Source organism: Ignavibacteriota bacterium, from assembly GCA_016708125.1.
In the GTDB taxonomy this organism is placed as follows: Bacteria; Bacteroidota; Ignavibacteria; order Ignavibacteriales; family Melioribacteraceae.
On record JADJGF010000001.1, the window covers coordinates 4,265,854 to 4,282,507 of the forward strand.

At 28.8% G+C, this 16,654-nt stretch carries 13 protein-coding genes; 6 read left to right on the top strand and 7 right to left on the bottom strand.

Going from position 1 to position 16,654, the window contains the following annotated elements; genetic code table 11:
- Position 1: 1 nt before the first annotated feature.
- From xdh to IPH62_18285, 3 genes are read left to right on the top strand one after another with little or no spacing between them, the layout of a single operon-like run.
- Positions 2-2,563, top strand: coding sequence for a selenium-dependent xanthine dehydrogenase (gene xdh / locus IPH62_18275; protein ID MBK7107225.1), 2,562 nt, complete (start codon positions 2-4; stop codon positions 2,561-2,563).
- Between the two features lie 11 nt (positions 2,564-2,574).
- Positions 2,575-3,597, top strand: a complete 1,023-nt coding sequence (locus IPH62_18280; protein ID MBK7107226.1) for an adenosine deaminase — start codon at positions 2,575-2,577, stop codon at positions 3,595-3,597.
- Complete coding sequence (locus tag IPH62_18285) at positions 3,594-4,496, top strand: TIGR01777 family protein (protein MBK7107227.1); 903 nt, start codon at positions 3,594-3,596, stop codon at positions 4,494-4,496. Before IPH62_18280 ends, IPH62_18285 begins: the two co-directional genes overlap by 4 nt.
- A 36-nt stretch (positions 4,497-4,532) precedes the next feature.
- On the opposite strand, the gene IPH62_18290 is transcribed toward IPH62_18285, so the two are convergent.
- From IPH62_18290 to IPH62_18305, 4 genes are read right to left on the bottom strand one after another with little or no spacing between them, the layout of a single operon-like run.
- Positions 4,533-6,908 (bottom strand): Ig-like domain-containing protein, encoded by a 2,376-nt coding sequence (locus IPH62_18290; GenBank protein ID MBK7107228.1) that lies wholly within the window; start codon positions 6,906-6,908, stop codon positions 4,533-4,535.
- A gap of 9 nt (positions 6,909-6,917) precedes the next feature.
- Positions 6,918-7,844, bottom strand: coding sequence for a PD40 domain-containing protein (locus tag IPH62_18295; protein ID MBK7107229.1), 927 nt, complete (start codon positions 7,842-7,844; stop codon positions 6,918-6,920).
- 4 nt (positions 7,845-7,848) lie between these two features.
- Positions 7,849-8,847, bottom strand: coding sequence for a hypothetical protein (locus tag IPH62_18300; protein MBK7107230.1), 999 nt, complete (start codon positions 8,845-8,847; stop codon positions 7,849-7,851).
- Positions 8,848-8,858: 11 nt separating this feature from the next.
- The gene (locus IPH62_18305; GenBank protein MBK7107231.1) at positions 8,859-10,355 is read right to left on the bottom strand and encodes a T9SS type A sorting domain-containing protein; all 1,497 of its coding nucleotides are present in this window, start codon (positions 10,353-10,355) and stop codon (positions 8,859-8,861) included.
- Between the two features lie 133 nt (positions 10,356-10,488).
- On the opposite strand from IPH62_18305, the gene IPH62_18310 reads away from it, so the two are divergent.
- Together IPH62_18310 and rpmB are read left to right on the top strand one after the other, a co-directional pair.
- Positions 10,489-10,995, top strand: coding sequence for a ferritin (locus tag IPH62_18310; protein MBK7107232.1), 507 nt, complete (start codon positions 10,489-10,491; stop codon positions 10,993-10,995).
- A gap of 84 nt (positions 10,996-11,079) precedes the next feature.
- Positions 11,080-11,319, top strand: coding sequence for a 50S ribosomal protein L28 (gene rpmB, locus IPH62_18315; protein MBK7107233.1), 240 nt, complete (start codon positions 11,080-11,082; stop codon positions 11,317-11,319).
- Between the two features lie 109 nt (positions 11,320-11,428).
- On the opposite strand, the gene IPH62_18320 is transcribed toward rpmB, so the two are convergent.
- Complete coding sequence (locus IPH62_18320; protein MBK7107234.1) at positions 11,429-12,634, bottom strand: hypothetical protein; 1,206 nt, start codon at positions 12,632-12,634, stop codon at positions 11,429-11,431.
- Positions 12,635-12,827: 193 nt separating this feature from the next.
- On the opposite strand from IPH62_18320, the gene IPH62_18325 reads away from it, so the two are divergent.
- Positions 12,828-14,492, top strand: a complete 1,665-nt coding sequence (locus IPH62_18325; protein MBK7107235.1) for a peptidase — start codon at positions 12,828-12,830, stop codon at positions 14,490-14,492.
- Between the two features lie 26 nt (positions 14,493-14,518).
- Here the strand turns inward: IPH62_18325 and IPH62_18330 are convergent, their stop codons facing one another.
- Together IPH62_18330 and IPH62_18335 are read right to left on the bottom strand one after the other, a co-directional pair.
- On the bottom strand, positions 14,519-14,671 hold the full coding sequence (locus IPH62_18330) for a hypothetical protein (protein MBK7107236.1): 153 nt from the start codon (positions 14,669-14,671) through the stop codon (positions 14,519-14,521).
- Positions 14,672-14,820: 149 nt separating this feature from the next.
- A complete protein-coding gene (locus IPH62_18335) occupies positions 14,821-16,590 on the bottom strand; it encodes an N-acetylmuramoyl-L-alanine amidase (protein MBK7107237.1) in 1,770 nt (589 codons plus the stop codon).
- Between the last annotated feature and the right edge of the window lie 64 nt (positions 16,591-16,654).

Here is a 16,654-nt window from a genome sequence, read left to right on the forward strand (position 1 = left end):
TATGATATTCAAACTAAACGGAATTGAAAAAGATTATAAAGGAAATCACGAACTATCGTTACTAATATACTTGCGTGATGTTGAAGGAATTACTTCCGTAAAAGACGGATGCTCACCTCAAGCTTCTTGCGGAGCTTGCACAGTTGAGCTAAACGGAAAAGCCGTACTTTCATGCGTAACTCAAATGTCAAAAGTAGAGAATGGAACTGTAATCACCATTGAGGGTATTGAGAAAAATAAACAAGATATTTATGCAAATGCTTTTATAGAAAAAGGCGGAACGCAATGCGGATTTTGTACACCCGGAATTGTTATGCAATCAAATGTATTGATTGATAATAATAGCAATCCAACCGATGATGAAATTAAGAAAGCCATTCATCCAAATTTATGTAGATGTACCGGATATAATAAAATTATTGAATCTGTAAAATTAGCGGCTGAAGCAATCAGAGAAAATAAAGAAATACTCAAACCAAAAATTGAAGCTAAAGTTGGAAAACGTTTTCCGAAATATGATGCATACAATTTAGTATTAGGTAAATCTAAATTTGTCGATGATATGATATTTGATGAAATGCTTTTCGCTTCACTCAAATTTAGTGAACATCCCAGAGCAATAATTAAAAATATCAATTGTGAAAAAGCATTGAATTATAATGGAGTTTTAAGAATTCTTACTGCAAAAGACATTCCCGGAAAAAGAAATACTGGATTGATAATAAATGATTGGCCAATGATGATTGATGTTGGAGAAACAACGAGATATGTTGGAGATGTTTTAGCTTTGGTTATTGCAGAGTCTCAAGAAATTGCAAGAGAAGCCGCGAAATTAATTGATGTTGATTACGAAGTACTTGCACCATTAGTTGATATGGAAAAAGCTTTAGATTCTGAATCACCACAAATTCATTCAAATGGAAATTTACTTTCCGAAACAATAATAAATCGTGGCAATATTGAAGAAGCAAAAAGTAATTCTGATTTTATTTCTTCTGGAATTTATCATACACAAATGATTGAACATGCTTATCTTGAGCCGGAATCTGCAATTGCCCTTCCAACACAAGACGGAATAACGATTTATTCGCAAGGTCAAGGTGTATATGAAGATCGAAAACAAATTGCAAAAGTTTTAAATTTATCTGAAGAAAATGTTAGAGTTATTCAAGTTCCAAACGGCGGTGGATTTGGCGGGAAAGAAGATTTAACAGTTCAACATCAAGCAGCTTTATGTTCTCTCATTTTACAAAAACCAATTAAAATTACGTTAACAAGAGATGAATCAATATTGATGCACCCGAAACGCCATCCTCTTAGAATGAAATACAAGGTAGGATGTGATAAAGAAGGCAAATTAACTTTTCTTGAAGCTGATATTCTTGGAGATACCGGAGCTTACGCTTCAGTTGGTATGAAAGTTTTAGAGCGAGCAGCCGGTCATTCAACCGGAGCTTACACTATTCCCAATGTTAAAGTAATTAGTAAGGCGGTTTACACAAATAATATACCATGCGGTGCGATGCGCGGGTTTGGAGTTAATCAAGTTACATTTGCAATTGAAAGCTGTATAGACGAACTTTGTGAGAAAGGTGGATTTGATCGCTGGCAATTTAGATTTGATAACGCAATTAAAAATGGAGAAAAAACTGCAACCGGACAAATAATTCATAAAGGTACCGGAGTTAGAGAAACATTGCTTGCTGTAAAAGAAATTTTTCAAAAATCAAAATATGCTGGAATTGCATGCGGAATAAAAAATACCGGAATCGGAAATGGGATGCCAGATGACGGAATTGTAAAAATTGATATTGTATCAAAAGATAAAGTTGTACTTCATCATGGCTGGACTGAAATGGGTCAAGGTGTAAATACAATGGCAGTTCAATTTTTAGTTGATGAAATTAATATTGATCCAAATATTATTGAAGTAAAAGTTGATACATCTTACGAAGCAAAATCCGGAATGACAACCGCTTCTCGTGCAACATCAATAATTGGTAATTCAATTAGAGAAACTTGTAAGCAATTAAAAGAAGATTTATCTAATAATACTTTAGAAGAATTAATCGGTAAAACTTATACGGGTATTTGGGTTTGTGATTGGACAACAAAACCGGGCGCAACTGCAAAAGAAATTATCACACATTATTCATATAGTTATGCAACTCAAGTTGTAATTTTAAATGATGATGGGAAAATTGAAAAAATTGTTGCTGCACATGATGCCGGTAAAATTATAAATCCATCTTTGTTTGAAGGACAAATCGAAGGTTCTGTTCACATGGGTTTAGGTTATGCAATTTCAGAAGAATTAGTATTAGAAAACGGAAAACCTAAGAGTACAAAATTACGCAAGATGGGAGTTTTACGTGCAAAAGAAACACCGCAAATTGAAGTAATCGGTGTTGAAGTTGAAGATCCCAATGGTCCGCATGGCGCAAAGGGAGTTGGCGAAATTGGTCTTGTTCCAACTGCCGCGGCTGTTGCAAATGCTTTTGCACAGTTTGATAAAACAAGATATTACAGATTACCGATTAAGAAACGAATTAAAAATAATTGAATGGATTTTTGATGAACAGAAATAACTTAGACTTATTCATTCAACAAATTCCCAAAGCTGAATTACACTTGCACATAGAAGGTACGTTCGAGCCGGAATTAATATTTACAATTGCTGATAGAAATAAAATAAAATTAAAATATAATTCTGTTGATGAATTAAGAAACGCATACAATTTTAATAATCTTCAAGAATTTTTAGATATTTATTATGCCGGAGCAAATGTTTTGAAAACCGAAGAAGACTTTTATGATTTGACAATGGCTTATTTTACAAAAATTAATTCTCAAAATGTTGTTCATACAGAAATTATGTTTGATCCGCAAACGCATACCGATAGAGGTGTTAAATTTTCTACAGTAATTATTGGAATTAAAAACGCACAAGATAAAGCCAAAGTAGAATTCGGAATTTCATCACTATTGATAATGAGTTTTCTACGCCATTTGGATGAACAATCTGCATTTAATACTTTAAATCATTCACTTGATTATAAAAATTGGATTACTTCTGTTGGATTAGATTCTTCAGAACTTGGAAATCCTCCTTCAAAATTTAAAAATGTTTTTACCGAAGCAAAAAATATCGGATATAAAACTGTTGCTCATGCTGGTGAAGAAGGTCCCGCTGAATATGTTTGGGAAGCTCTAAATCATTTAAATATTTCTCGAATAGATCACGGAAATAAATCTCTTGATGATAATAATTTAGTGAAGGAATTGGTTGCGAAACAAATGCCGCTAACGGTTTGTCCGCTTTCAAATATTAGACTTAAAAATGTTGATAAAATTGAGAATCATCCAATAAAAGCTATGCTGGATATGGGTTTAATAGCAACTATAAATTCTGATGATCCGGCATATTTTGGCGGCTATATGAATGAAAATTATAAAGCCGTAACCGAAGCTCTCAATTTAAGTAAGGCAGATTTATATCAACTTACATTAAATTCATTCAAAGCTACTTTTTTGGAAGAAGATGAAAAGAATAATTTGGTGAGTAATCTCAATTCATTTTATGAGAATAATAAATGAAAAGAGTTTTAATCACCGGAGCTTCCGGACTTATAGGTTCTGAACTTGCAAAATTTCTTTCACAAAATAATTTTGAAGTAATTAAACTTGGTCGATCAAAAAATAATTCTTTAAATACATTTGTATGGAATGTTGAAAATGAATTTATTGAAAATGGAGCATTGGAAAATTTAGATTACATAATTCATCTTGCCGGTGCGGGAATTGGCGATAAAAGATGGACACAAAAAAGAAAAAAAGAAATTATTGATAGCCGCGTAAAATCCACAGAATTACTTTTCAACGAAATTGCTAAATTAAAAAATAAACCTAAAACAATTATTTCTGCTTCGGCAGTTGGTTATTATGGAGCAGCAACAAGTAATAAATTATTTTCTGAAATTGATCCGCCCGCAACTGATTTTCAAGGAACAGTTTGCAGAATGTGGGAAGAATCTTCAGCCAAATTTGAGCAATTAGGAATTAGATCAGTTCAGCTAAGATTTGGAGTTGTTCTTTCTAAAAATGGCGGCGCATTAGAAAAGATTATTATTCCCATTAAACTTGGGGTTGGTTCGGCTTTGGGAAATGGAAATCAATATATGCCTTGGATTCATATTTCCGATGCATTGAATATTATTCTGCATTGTATTAAAAATGATAATTTAATCGGAGCATATAACGCAGTTTCACCAATGCTAGTAACAAATCACGAATTCTCAAAAACACTTGCTAAACTTTTACGTAAACCATTTTTTATGCCCAACGTTCCTTCTTTTATTTTGAAATTAATTTTAGGCGAAATGTCAGAATTAGTTTTGGAGGGGAATAAAATTTCTTCAGAAAAAATTATTGAAACCGGATTTACATTTCAATATTCAAATTTAGAAAATGCATTACAAAATTTACTATTTGAGTAAACTATCATAAACAAAAAACAATTTTTAAAACTAAGTTTATTTTAGCAACAACATTTTTTTTGAAATTACACTATTACCATATTTTAATTGATAATAATAAATTCCGCTTGATAAATTATTTCCATCAAAATTTATTTTATAAATTCCGGGTTTTTTAATTTCATTAACTAATGTTATTACCTCTCTTCCTAAAATATCGTAAACTATTAATTTCACAGTTGCATTTTCATTTTCTTCATTATATGGAATTGTAAAAGTAATATTTGTATTCGGATTAAACGGATTAGGATAATTTTGTAATAATTCAATTTTATTTGGGAAACTGTTTTTAACTTTTTCAATATTTGTAATTACATCATACTGAGCATTATCAAAAAATAATTCGCCGGATTTTTCTCCGGATTTATTTTGAACAATTGCAATACTATTAAATATATAATTATCTGAATTGCCAAGATAAATTTCTTTAAATTTCCAACCAGTCCAATCAATGTATTCTAAATTGTATTGAATAATACTGCTATCCAAATTTTTAAACCATATTTGCAAATTATTAAAACTCAAATCTCCAAAAATCCAAATCCCAAAATTATTTTGCTGATTAATATTTATTAAATCATGACTAACATTTTCTAATTTACAAATTCCAGAAGAATCACTAATAAAACTATATTTTAGTTTTCCGGAATTTGAACCGGAAATAAATCTGCTCGCAGAAATTGTAAATGAAGTATTTACTTGATCAATTCCAAATGTTGAAATACTTTGTTCTGGCTGCAGCCAATTTCCAATTTCTTCAAAATCAAATAAAATATTTCCATTTGTCTCAGTAACTGATTCCGTTCTAAAAATTATTGTCGTATCGGAAAGTAAATTAGAGCCTTCAGTATCTTTAATTCCATTAAGCAATTTTATTTTATAATATGTATTTGGATTTAACTCGTGCATTGGTTCAAATATAATTTCACCATTCGAATAATTTTCTTCGTTGATTAATAAATAAACATCATTATCAAGTAAATCTTGGAAGAATACATTTCCGCCAAGCGAATAAGGGTCAATCGGACCATCAAATTTTAATTTAATTTTTACAGTCCTGCTAATGTCAGTGGAATTTTGTTCCGGATACGATTTTAAAAAACTTAATGCCGATCTTGTATTAAACAAAATATTAAACGGCTGTTCAATTAAAATATTGTAATAACTTTTTGCAAAAATATTCAAGCTCACTTCATATTGAGTTCCACCAGTAAGATAATTTGATGGAGAAAATATTAATCGTTTATCATTATTTTCCCAAGTAAAAGTACCTGGAACACTTGGTGTTATTTTAAACGCCAACTGAGTTGAAGCTTTATCCATTTTTACATTAAAGTTTAGAATAATTTTTGAATCAAGTCTAACATTTTCTAATTCATTGGGAAAATATTCTTTTACAATTGGCGGAGAATAATTTGGAGCTTCCGTTAAGTATGGGTCAATAAAAGTAGTTTTATTTTCTTCAACAATTACATGCAAGGTATCTTTATTATAATTTTCCGCATCAACAATTAAATCATATTCGCCTTTCAATACTTCATCAAACAAAAAGAATCCATTGTTGAAAGAATCGCCATTATACACAATACTATCCGGCATTAAAATTGCATTAACCAAATTTGCAGGCTTGTTTTTATCTTTTGTTCCATTTAAATAAAAATAATCTACAGTTTCAAAAGCATCTCTTACAGAACCAGCAATTTCACCAAACGCGAAATCATTTAATCCATAATATTTTACAAAAGCTTTTGTAATTGCCCAAGCTTCATGCTTCAAATAAGCTTGATTTTTCAATCTGTAAGATTCCGGGATGTAATCATGAAAAGAACCTTCCGACAAAGTTCCCGGCATTGTTAATCCTTTTAGCACACCCAAATAAGGCTGTCCGGTTCCATAAAAATCGGCATCCCCCCTATTATATTTTGTTGTAGTTCTATGAGCTTTATAAATTTCATCAGCTAAATAACTACCCATAATTTTTGCTTCAGGATATGTTGGCGCATTGTCCTTTCCTTGAAATAAAATTAAAGTATAATTTGATTGACCGTTATATCCATTACTATGAATTGAATGAAAATAATCAGCATCAAAATTATTTGCATCGGCAACAATAACAGATAATCCCAAATCATCAGAAGAATTGTTTGTCGTTCTGCTGATTTTTGTTACAGCATTTAATGAATCTAATATTTCTTTAAGAAATAATCCTTTGGCTAAATTTCCTTCACTTTCCCAAAATCCGGTTTGAGAAATATATCTATCATTAGAATCGTGTCCGCCGTGACCCGGGTTTATATAAATTCTTATTCCAGAAAAATCTTGAGATTTTATACTCAACGAAATAATAAAAAGTATTAATAATATTTTCTTCAATAAATTCATTTAATTTTCAAAACTAATTTTTGCTAAATATATTTCACCTAAAATAGTATTGTAAACAATACTGGTTTGATCGTTAGACCAATCTGCAAAAATCTCAATCATATTTTCGGTATTTGTAATTTGATACTCTTTATTTTCTTCAATTGAATAAATAAATAAATCCGAAGAAATATATTTCTGTCCATCATCTTTATCTTTCATAAATAAAATAAATTTATCATCCGGAGAAAATTTTGGATAATGAGCATCTTTTATGTTTAACAAAATATTTCCTTCTAAATCACAAACAAATGAACCTTGATTTCCAAAAGTAAATATTATTTTTTCACCATCGTTCGAAAGAGATTCCCAAACATAAACTCCTTTTCCCAACGGACTAATATTCTTTATCTCATCATTTTGAATTAGAAATAAATTATCATTTTCAGAAAATATTGCTTTAGAAGTCTGATTTGTTTTAAGAAATTTATCATGCAATATTGTTTTTTTATTTACTGTAGAATTTTCAACAATTAGTAATTCCGAGCCAATAATTTGATTTGGGATTTTAATTTGTCTTTTAGATGTTTCGATAATTTCTATTTTTTCAGAATTGATATTTTTTAGATAAACTGAATGTACTTTTCGCCCTTTTTCAAAATTGAAATTTCTCAGAACATAATTTTCTTCGTCAATCAATACCGGTTTATACCCAACGCCATTTTCATCTGAAATAATTTTCGTTTGATTTGATCTCAAATTGTGTGAGAATAATCCTTTATAATTTTCCGAAGTGAAAATAATATTTTCGTCATCTTTACTAAATTGCGGATAAAATGCCGATGAATATTGGTCAATCTCAACTTTTTCAATTGAACTAATCTTTATATTTTGAGAAAAACATATTGAACTAATTAAAAATATTATTGTAAAAAAATTTTTCATCATTATTTTATTTCTTAGAAATGTTAAAAGATATTATTCTTATTTCTCCAAATTCTGTTGCAAAGACAATTTTATTTTCAATTGGCGACCAATCCGGATAAAGTTTTTGATATTTTTCATCTTCCAATATTTCTATTTCTTTATCACCGTCTAAAAATCCGATAAACATTTTTGAATCTTTTAATTGTTGATCATTGAAAATTTCTTTTGTAAATATTACTAGATTACTTTTATACAATTTAGATAGAAATCCAGCTTTCTTAAAATTATTTATTGGTTCACCGAATTTGTTGTAAATTAAAAACCCTATTGAGTTTGTAAGTAAAAATATATTTTCCAAATCTTTTGAATAGTAGCTTTCAATAGGCTTAATATTGTTTGGAATTTTAAGAGTATCAATATTTTTACTGGCTTTTAGAAATACGTTATTATTAACAAATAAAAACGGAATCTTAAATTCTTTACTAATTTTTGAATTGGATAAATTTATATTTAAAGGTGTTCCATCTTCAACCAAATAAATAAGGCTATCAACCAATAACGGCGGGGATAATCTTTTATCGGAATTATAAATTACATTAATCTTTTTTGTATTAAGTGAATAACTTAAAATGGAAAATGTTTTTTTTCCTTGTGTAACTTTATTTCTAAAATAAATATATTCGCCGGTTTTTGAAATTTGAAAATTAACTCCACATTGAGGTAAACTAATTAATTTATTTATTGTTTCGTTTGTTAAATCGTAAATCCACAATTGACTAAAATCTTCGGTGGTAAAAAATATTTTTTTTCCATCAACACTAAATTTGGGATTTCTAAATTTACCAATTGCTTTATCAACCAAAATTTTATTTTCAATAATTTCAATATTAATATTTGATGAATTTAATTTTGCATTCTCAAAATCTTGCTGATGAATTGATTTCTTTTCTTCTATAACAACTTCCTTTTCTTTTGTGCAATTTGAAATTATAAATATTAGAAATAGATATAAAATTTTTTTCATTAACTACTCGGTTATTTAATTAAAAGCATTTTTTTTGTTATTGAATTATTTTGATAATATAATTTATAAAAATATATTCCAGCTGATAAATTTGATGCATCAAAAGTTACTTCATAATTTCCGATTGATTTATTTTCATTAACTAAAGTTGCAATTTCTTTCCCTAAAACATCAAATACCTTTAAAGTTATATTCGAATTGTCATTGAGATTTCTCATTTCGTTCGAAATGACAGAAAATGGTGAAACAGAATATTCTATTGTTGTTGTTGGGTTAAACGGATTTGGATAATTTTGTTTTAGTGTAAAAATTTTCGGTAAATTATTTTCTTCATCAACATTTACCGTAACTGAAAATTTTCGCTCAAGTAAATTCCAAAGTTCCGATCTGCTTCCATCGTAACCTAAAGCCCACATACCAACGCCTTTTAGCTTTTTAGAAATTGCTAAATCATACTTCAAAGAAAGACTTGAATCAGTATCAAACCAAACTTGATGATTTTGTAAACTTTCTACGTAGCTAAACCAAGAATTCTTAAAAGTTGGCGACCATTTTATTCCATAGTTTTCTGCCAATGATTGAGCATCTCTATATCTTTTTGACTCAATAAATTTAACAATGGATGAACCTTCTTGAACAGAGGAAGTTTGCCAATGCGGACCATAATATGGTACTCCTAATATTATTTTTTCTGGATAAAATGAAGTAACCGTTTGATATTGAACATTTATAGTATTTGTAACATTATAACTTCCGCCCATTAGAGGAGCTGTTGGACCAGTAGATGTGCTCCAGCTTCCATAAAAATCATAACCCATAACAAAAAGATAATCACAACTTTGTGCTAAACCAGTTAAATTCCATCCTCCCCAATTAACTGCCGGTGCGGCAAATGAAACTTCAAGATCAGGTGAAATTGAATGGACAGAATCTGTTAATTCTTTCATAAAATCGTTTATAACATTTCCTCGGTCAGCTGTATTTAATCCTTCAAAATCAATGTTCACACCATCTAAATTATAAGTTTTTATTTTTGATTTTACTCCGCTTAAAAATATCCATTTTGAAATTGAGCTTGTTAAAATTTCATGAATATCATTTGCAGTAAAATTTACAATTACCATTATAATTTTTGTACCACTTTCATGCGCTGAGTTTATAACATCTGTCCAAGGCCAACTTGGCGGTTCTGAAATTGCTCCGGTTTTAGAAACAGGAAAATCAAAAACCGCAATATGCGAAAGCAAATCATAATTAAAATCTTGATGTGCATTTTCCAAATATTCCCAATCAGGTAAATATCCAAAAATACTTTTACTTAAATTTTTAATTACTGATTTATTCAAAGGTATTATTGGTTCCGAAGAAATAGGTTTAGAAATATTTTTTAGTTTTTCCTTAATTATCGGTTCAAATTTTTCCCTATCCAACTGATGAATACTTTTATATTCTTGTGCTGAGATGATAGACACAATTGTTAGTAAAATTATTATTAATGCTAATTTCATTTTTATTTTCTGTAAAAAGTTTATTATTCTAAAATCAATATAATTATTATGATTAAATTAAAAATAATATTTCAAAATTTTCTTACATTTGTTAATAAGATCAATAATTTCAAATCAATTAGAAAGGTTAAATATGGTATCAAATAAAATTGAATCAGCATTAAACGATCAACTTAATAAAGAAATGTTTTCATCTTACTTGTATTTATCAATGGCTGCATATTTTGAAAATAAAAATTTAGCCGGAATGTCAAATTGGATGAAAATGCAATCGCAAGAAGAATATTTACACGCAATGAAATTTTACGATTTTATTCTTCGTTTAGGCGGAAAAGTAAAATTGGGAACTTTAGAAGCACCGCAAATTGAGTGGAATTCACCAAGAGAAGTTTTTGAAAATTCACTAAAACACGAAAGATTTATTTCGGATAGTATTCACAAACTTTTTGATTTGGCAATTGCGGAAAGTCATCATCCTACAAAAAGTTTTTTACAATGGTTTGTTGATGAACAAGTTGAAGAAGAAAGTACTGTTCTACAAATTGTTGAAAATTTCAATTTAATTGGTGAAGATAAAGGTGCATTATTTATGTTAGATAGAGAATTGGGTTCAAGAATTGCTTCACCGGAAGAAAATTAAGTTTGTAAAAAGAAAAAATTATTTTTTTTAGAATATTTTTTAGCTATATTTAGAATCTTAAATTTTAAGACTTTGGAGAAAATAATGTCAAGAAGATGTGAATTAACCGGCGTAGAACCAATAACCGGAAGCCGTATTTCCCATGCTCATAACAAAACAAAAAGAAGATTTCTTCCAAATTTACAAAAGAAAAGAATTTGGGTTAAAGAATTAAATAGATTTGTAACTGTTAAGGTTAGTTCCAAAGCTTTAAAAACTTTAGCTAAAAATGGAACTTCTGAATTGGCAAAATTGGTTCAAGAAAAGAAAATTAAAATTTCCTAAAATAATTTAGTTTTACAGAAAAAAGCCCATCAATTTGATGGGCTTTTTTTTTATTTCAAAACCGATACTTAATAAAAAATCAAAATAAATATCGGTTTTTTACAGTGAGTTATTTTCTACTTTTTACGGTTCTTTTTTCTTCTTTATTGTCATCAATCTTTGAAGAATTTCTTGTTTTTTCTGTTTCTCTCTTTACTTCAATTTTAGGTTCTTTTGGAACTGAATTTCGTTCAATATTTCTTGAAGTTGATTTTTCAAATTCCTTTGAATCATTTTTCTTACTAATTTCCCTACTTTTTGAAGTAGAAGTTTTTATTTCAACATCTTTTTTTCTGCTAATAACTTTATCATCATTTTTATTTATACTTCTTGAATTTTCAACTTTTCTATCAACTTCCCTTTTTTCAATTGTTCTATCTGCTTCTCTTTTATCAACTTTTCTATCAATAGATTTTTCATTGGAATTTTTAACTTCGGTTCTTTTAGTGATTACAACTTTATCAGTTCTTAAATTTTTCAACTCTTTTCCTTTCGTAACTTTTGATCTATCAAATGAATTTTCTCTATTTATTTCATTATCATTTGGTCTAAATTCTTTTACATCGTTTCTGCTTTTCAATTCTCTTGAATCATAATTTTTATCACTAAAATTAACTTCTCTTGTTGATATTCTTTTTCCAATTCTCTTTTCAACAAATTCTCTATTTATTCCGCCGTTTACAATTCTGTTATCGTTTGAATAATAATTAGTTCTATGTTTTGTTCGTTTGTAAATACGTTCTGCATTATTTCCAAAAATATGATGTTTGCGAATATCAACAGAAACAAAGTGATTATATTTTACAAAGTTCCAGTAAAAGAATCCCGAGTTCCATCTTATTGAAAATCTAATTCCGGAATTTGGATAAAATCTTGCATAAGGTGGTAAAGGAGCCCAGCCAATATAATAATCATCATATCTCCATTCTACCCAAGATGGTCCCCATTCGCTATCTGGCATCCAAACCCAGCCGTAATAATCATCAAAAAACCATCTTCCGTAATGATATGTTGCCCAGCCGAATGGCTCGTAAGAAACCCAATACCAGCCGTTATATGTCCATTCCCATCTTCCTTCAGTATATGGTCGCCAATCGCGATATGTATTATAAGGTCTCCAAACAAATTCATCATATCCAATTTCTATCCATTCTCCGTGTGGCTCAAGTGCAGAATAGAAATAATCCACATTAATATTTTTGTTATAATTGTGTGCGTTTAGATTTATTACAAATAATCCAAACAAAATTGCGGTTAAAAATAATGTCTTTTTCATCTTACACCTCGTTGATAATTACAACTATATAATTTCACATTTAATGCCAATTTTAAATTGCTAATTTTGCAATCATTTTGGCAACTTTTATAATTTACTGTATATTCTTGTATACATAATAAGTTAAAATTTTGCACAATTTATTATCAGATTAGTTAATTTTGAATCAGAAAAAAACCGAATTGAGGTAAAAATGTTTAATCAAAATAAAATTTTAATAATTGTTTTAGCATTAATTTTTTTTTCTTGTAAAAACAATATTGATAATAAGGAATTAGAAAATATGGAAGAAAAAATTTCTCAATTTGCGGTAACCAAAATAAAATATGATAAAAATCTGCTTGATGAAAATCAGAAAATAATTATAAAAAAACTTTATGAAGCTGCAAAAATTATTGACGAAATTTTCTTGGAACAAGTTTATTCCAAAAATTCCGAAATTAAACAAAAATTGATAAATTCCGATGAACCACTTGATAAATTAAAATTAGCGTATTTTAATATTAATTTTGGTCCATTTGATAGATTAGATCATAACAAACCATTTATTGGTTCCGATGAAAAACCGCTCGGCGCAAATTTTTATCCCGAAGATTTAACTAAAGAAGAATTTGAAAATTGGATTAAAGACCATCCGGAAGATCAAAAAGGATTTACAAGTGAATTTACAGTTATTAAGCGAGACGGAAACAAATTGCGTTCAATTCCCTATTTTATTTATTATAGAGAAAAACTTGTAAAAATTTCAAAACTTTTGCGCGAAGCTGCGGAATATGCGGAAAATCAATCGCTTAAAAATTATCTTTTATTAAGAGCCGAATCTTTTGAGACTGACGATTATTTTAAAAGTGATATGGCTTGGATGGATTTGAAAGACCATACAATTGAAGTTGTAATTGGTCCATATGAAGTTTATGAAGACGAACTTTATAATTACAAAGCAAGTTACGAATGCTTTCTAACAATTGTTGATCCGATTGAGACTAAAAAATTAGAAACATTTTCTCAATATTTAAATAAAATGGAAGCAAATTTGCCTTTGCCGGAAGAACATAAAAATTTTAAAAGAGGAAGTGATTCGCCGATTGTTGTTGTTCAAGAAGTTTTCAGCGCCGGTGATAGTAAAGCCGGAGTTCAAACTTTAGCTTTTAATCTGCCGAATGATGAAAATGTTAGAAAATTAAAAGGTTCCAAAAAAGTAATGCTGAAAAATATTCATGAAGCAAAATTTGAAAAATTACTTAAACCAATTGCGCAGACAGTTTTGGATAAAGATCAATTAAAATACGTTACATTTAATGGATTTTTCACGCATACTTTAATGCACGAAATGTCGCATGGAATTGGTCCAGGATTTATTAAAGTTAACGGAAAAGAAACGGAAGTTAAAAAAGAATTAAAAGAAACTTATTCTAAAATTGAAGAATGCAAAGCTGATATTTTAGGCATGTTCAATAATAAATTAATGATTGAAAATGGAGTTTTGCCAACCGAGTTTGAGAATGAAATGTGGATAACATTTCTTGCCGGAGTTTTTAGAAGTGTAAGATTTGGAATTAACGAAGCTCACGGAAGTGGAACGGCGATTATTTACAATTTTTTATTAGAAAATGGCGGATATGAATTTGATAAAAAATCTGAAAAAGTTAAAGTAAATTTTGAAAAAATATATCCGGCTTTAAAGCAATTAGCAAATAAAGTTTTGATGATTCAAGCAACGGGAAATTATAATGATGCGCAGAAATTGATTTCCGATTATGGAAAAGAAACCAATTCAATTAAAAATTTGGTTAATAAATTATCAAATTTACCGGTTGATATTAAACCCGAATTTCAGATTGAAAGTGAATTAAAATAAATTTGATATTTAACTTTGTTTTAAAACTAAAAAGTAAACAAAGAGCCAATAATTATTACCAAATATGCAATTATTGAAATCCATTTTACGGTTTTGGACTTTGTTTTATTTTTAAGATTGCCGGAATGATTAATAAAATGATTAAGATTTGACTTAGGAATATTATTTAATATATCCATTTCTTTGCTTTCTTTTAGGATTTCTTTTTTGATAATGTAATTTAAATAATACTTGATATCTAAATTGTGTTCTAAATCACATAATCAAATATATTGTCTTGTTTTGATACATGCAAGAATTTTATATTTATAAAAGAGTTTTTATCTCGTTAATTCCAATTATCTTCACATTCGTACAGAAAATCTTGAACTCCTTGAATAATTTGTTTGCACATTTTATCCTTGAATTCGGAATCCATTAGTTTTATTTCATCATTTGGATTTGACATAAAAGCAGTTTCGACTAAAACATTCAATATTTCCGTAGGAGAATTTAGCGTAAAATTGAAATTTCCAACATTTCCAAAAGGTTCTAATCCTAATTCTAACATTCTTTCATAAATTTTTAAAGAAAGCGGTCTAAATGCAATATGTTTATAATAAGTGCTTGTTCCGCTAATTTTTACCGGATCAGCATTATAGCCAATAGAATTTGCATGAATACTTATTAAAATATCCGCATTAAAAGAAAATATTTTTTGTAATCTTTCACCGTTTAAAGTATAAGTATCATCTTCTCTGGTTCTGTAAACTTTAGCTCCCTTTTCGATTAACATTTTTTCAAGCCGATTTACAATATCAAGAGTTACATTTTTTTCAAGCAAACCGGTTGCACCAAGAGCACCATTATTTTCACCGCCATGTCCGGCATCTAAAACAAAAGAAAGTTTATCAAACTTTAAAATTTCCGGCTGTTTTTTAATTTCAATTTCGAGTGTTGAATTTTTATAGCCGATTTTATATCCCCAAATTTGTTTTCTTTTTGGCTCAATTGTAATTCTAAATAAATTATTTTCTACTTGTTCATAATTTAAATTCTTTATTCCTTCTGTTGTTAAATGTTGAGTAATCCAATTGCTGTTTGACGTTGCACCATAAATATCAACAATTATTCGTGTAGGATTTATTTCTTGTCGTGTGGAAAAAGGCAATTTCTCATTTAGATTGATAATAATTTTATCAAAATTTTTTCCGCCGTAGGCAGCCCAAGAATCTGTAAGCGAAATTGGCAAATGAGTTCCAAGCTGAAGCAAATCAACTTGATCTTTTGAAATATATGCCACCAAATTATCTGTTAATTTTACACGATATTGATCGCCGTACATTCCATTAATTATTAATTTTATTCCTTCTTCCAAAAATGATAATTTTGAGCCGCCAAGACGATCTGTTCCTAATCCATAATTTAACGAAGGTCTTTCTCCTTTTGTTATTGCAACTCTTGGCAGTTTTGTCGGAATTAATGAAACTTTCGCTTTAGAATTTTTAGTTACAATTTCTCCATCTTTTTCAAGTGAAAATGTTATTGGTAAATTTTCTAAATTATCATTATCCGTAACTTTATAAATTCCCGTATAAATTCCTCTAACACCTTTTGTTTCCTTTTCGGGAAGTTCAATCATTTTAATTCCATTCATAAATGTTGCATTGCAATCCGGAGTACCTTTAATTTTAACTTCTAAAATATCGCCAGCATCAAGCCATAAATCTTCACTCGGCATCATTAAATTATCTTCAATAATTAATTCATCAGAATTTGTGGTTTTTAACTTTTTTTCTTCCCTAATAATTGTAAATTCTTTGGTGATTTTTTCCCCATCTTTTGTTGAAATTATTTTAAAAATATTTTCACCGAATTCTAATTTCAATAAATTTACAAAAGCTCCGGAATTATAAACTTTTATATTTTCATCATTAATTGTAACACTGCTTCCGGGAAGTGTATTTGCGGCAAGTCTGTATTTTGATAATGACGTTGTAGTAATTTCATCTTCGGGAATAATTACGGAAATATAATTTTCCTTTTGTGCATATATCTTTGTGAATTCCGAGAATAAAAAAGACGTAATAAATAGAAATACTGAAATTTTTCTGATCAAAATATTATCCTTTTTTGAAGTCATTATATTATGAAAATATACTAAATTGTTAGCTTAATTTTTT

What these genes read in the sequence shown, in the direction of transcription:
- xdh (MBK7107225.1), top strand. Translation starts at nt 2, where the DNA reads ATGATATTCAAACTAAACGGAATTGAAAAAGATTATAAAGGAAATCAC.
- IPH62_18280 (MBK7107226.1), top strand. Translation starts at nt 2,575, where the DNA reads ATGAACAGAAATAACTTAGACTTATTCATTCAACAAATTCCCAAAGCT.
- IPH62_18285 (MBK7107227.1), top strand. Translation starts at nt 3,594, where the DNA reads ATGAAAAGAGTTTTAATCACCGGAGCTTCCGGACTTATAGGTTCTGAA.
- IPH62_18295 (MBK7107229.1), bottom strand. Translation starts at nt 7,844, where the DNA reads ATGATGAAAAATTTTTTTACAATAATATTTTTAATTAGTTCAATATGT.
- IPH62_18300 (MBK7107230.1), bottom strand. Translation starts at nt 8,847, where the DNA reads ATGAAAAAAATTTTATATCTATTTCTAATATTTATAATTTCAAATTGC.
- IPH62_18305 (MBK7107231.1), bottom strand. Translation starts at nt 10,355, where the DNA reads ATGAAATTAGCATTAATAATAATTTTACTAACAATTGTGTCTATCATC.
- IPH62_18310 (MBK7107232.1), top strand. Translation starts at nt 10,489, where the DNA reads ATGGTATCAAATAAAATTGAATCAGCATTAAACGATCAACTTAATAAA.
- rpmB (MBK7107233.1), top strand. Translation starts at nt 11,080, where the DNA reads ATGTCAAGAAGATGTGAATTAACCGGCGTAGAACCAATAACCGGAAGC.
- IPH62_18320 (MBK7107234.1), bottom strand. Translation starts at nt 12,634, where the DNA reads ATGAAAAAGACATTATTTTTAACCGCAATTTTGTTTGGATTATTTGTA.
- IPH62_18325 (MBK7107235.1), top strand. Translation starts at nt 12,828, where the DNA reads ATGTTTAATCAAAATAAAATTTTAATAATTGTTTTAGCATTAATTTTT.
- IPH62_18330 (MBK7107236.1), bottom strand. Translation starts at nt 14,671, where the DNA reads ATGGATATATTAAATAATATTCCTAAGTCAAATCTTAATCATTTTATT.